Origin of the sequence: Ruminococcus sp. RTP21204st1_B2_RTP21204_210225, assembly GCF_040914135.1 — a bacterium.
In the GTDB taxonomy this organism is placed as follows: Bacteria; Bacillota; Clostridia; order Oscillospirales; family Ruminococcaceae; genus Hominimerdicola; species Hominimerdicola aceti.
Window position 1 is genome coordinate 1 of sequence record NZ_JBCPGA010000114.1, and the last position, 1,531, is coordinate 1,531.

The following is a 1,531-nucleotide window of genomic DNA, read 5'->3' on the forward strand; positions in this document are numbered from 1 at the left end:
CCGTCGGTGTAGCCCCTCGGAACTCCGAACATATACAAGCTCCCAACAGCTATCTGGCAAAGCATTATGCCGCCTCGTTTGATGTTTGCAAACACAACTTTCACCGTGCAGTAACCGAATAAGATCATAAAAAAGAGACTGAACAGCGAAATATCTGAGGCAAGAGCAAATATGACCGCAAGTCCGGTGTCTGCCATCGTGTCGCTTGTTCCGGATATGAAGTTTCCAAGCAGCTCAGTTGCAAACGTACCCTGCATATTGACGCAGAACGAATAAAGCCTTTGGGGAACGACTGTCACAAGACTTGCCGCCATAAAGCCTTTCAGTACATTTATGCAGGTGTTCTTGATGTTCGCCTGCCCCGATTCATAAGCGACAGCCGTATCGAACACAGCTACAACAAGCCCGCAGACAAAAAGCATCCACGCAAAACTGCCAAACAGTCCAACGAACACCTGTACCCAGGACAAAGCGAAAATATCCGTTGCAGTCTCGTTAATAAATGTGAATAATTCCGCTATCAGACCATACACCTTATTGAATATCCATTCAAACATAATATCCCAAATAGCGTCGCTTATCGCATCGGCGGCAGCACCAACTGTGTTGTCCCAAAGCGATGAGATACCGTCGCTTATCCAGTCAATAGCGTCTGAGATCCAATCAAACATCCACACCACCTCCTGCCTTTGTTATCTCTCCCTTTATCTTGTACAGCGAGCTGCGGCGTCCGCCTTGGATATGATAGCGAGGTATCCGTTCTAACAATCCACGGTTTTCAAGTTCCGTAAATGCACGATACACCGTGCTTTTGTGTATACTCAGATCTTCTGCTATCCTGCGTACAGAGGGAAAACATTCTCCGTTTTTGTCCGCACGGTTTGCCAGATAGCAGTACACAGCCACAGCCTTGTGGCTTAGCCCTAAGTCGTAGATCCTTCTTGGAAATATCAATATGCATCAGCTCCTTTTACGTTTTAACAGTTGTCTTTTTCTTTGCCGTCAGCTCCTCATATTCTAACGTGCTCTCTTTTTCCTTCTGCGGATATTTCACTTCAACGTCACGGATAAGTTCATCACGCTCTTTGTATGAAACGGCACGAGCGGTCTTATCGGGAAGTTTGTATTCTTCTTCAAATTTTATCCCCCATTTGAAGAACAGCTTCAGCTTGCTAATCATCGGGTGTGTTCCTGTTTTCATAACGATAAACTGTCCTTTCGGCATAGATTTCAGCTCGTCCACAGTCATAAGCGGTCTGCCTATCATCTGCAATGACTGGCTTTTATCCCTGCCGTTTGATATAGAACCGCTCAATACAGTCTGTTCGCCCAAAGCTTTTGAAAGCACCTCTGCACTCTGGCTGTTTGGTGCAAATCCGCCGAACACAGTAAGCTGAGTGTTGTCGGTTATTATCTCCATACCCTGTTTGCCATAGTTCTGCTCAAGCTGTGCCAAGGACTGTATTATCGCCACAATGGATATTTTTCTTGAACGTCCTGCGGAGAACATAGATTCAGCGCCCTCTATCTT

Annotated in this window: 3 protein-coding genes; all 3 read right to left on the reverse strand. The window is 45.9% G+C overall.

All coding sequences use genetic code 11. The features are described from left to right. The coding region (locus AB5123_RS14310) for a conjugal transfer protein TrbL family protein (protein WP_368364998.1) at positions 1 to 671 on the reverse strand (671 nt) is incomplete at its 3' end. Next, positions 664 to 954 carry a helix-turn-helix domain-containing protein gene (locus tag AB5123_RS14315; protein WP_117878569.1) on the reverse strand — a complete coding sequence of 97 codons (291 nt, stop codon included), beginning with the start codon at positions 952 to 954 and terminating at the stop codon, positions 664 to 666. The genes AB5123_RS14310 and AB5123_RS14315, both read right to left, overlap by 8 nt. A gap of 16 nt (positions 955 to 970) precedes the next feature. Further along, the coding region (locus AB5123_RS14320; protein WP_368364999.1) for a type IV secretory system conjugative DNA transfer family protein at positions 971 to 1,531 on the reverse strand (561 nt) is incomplete at its 5' end.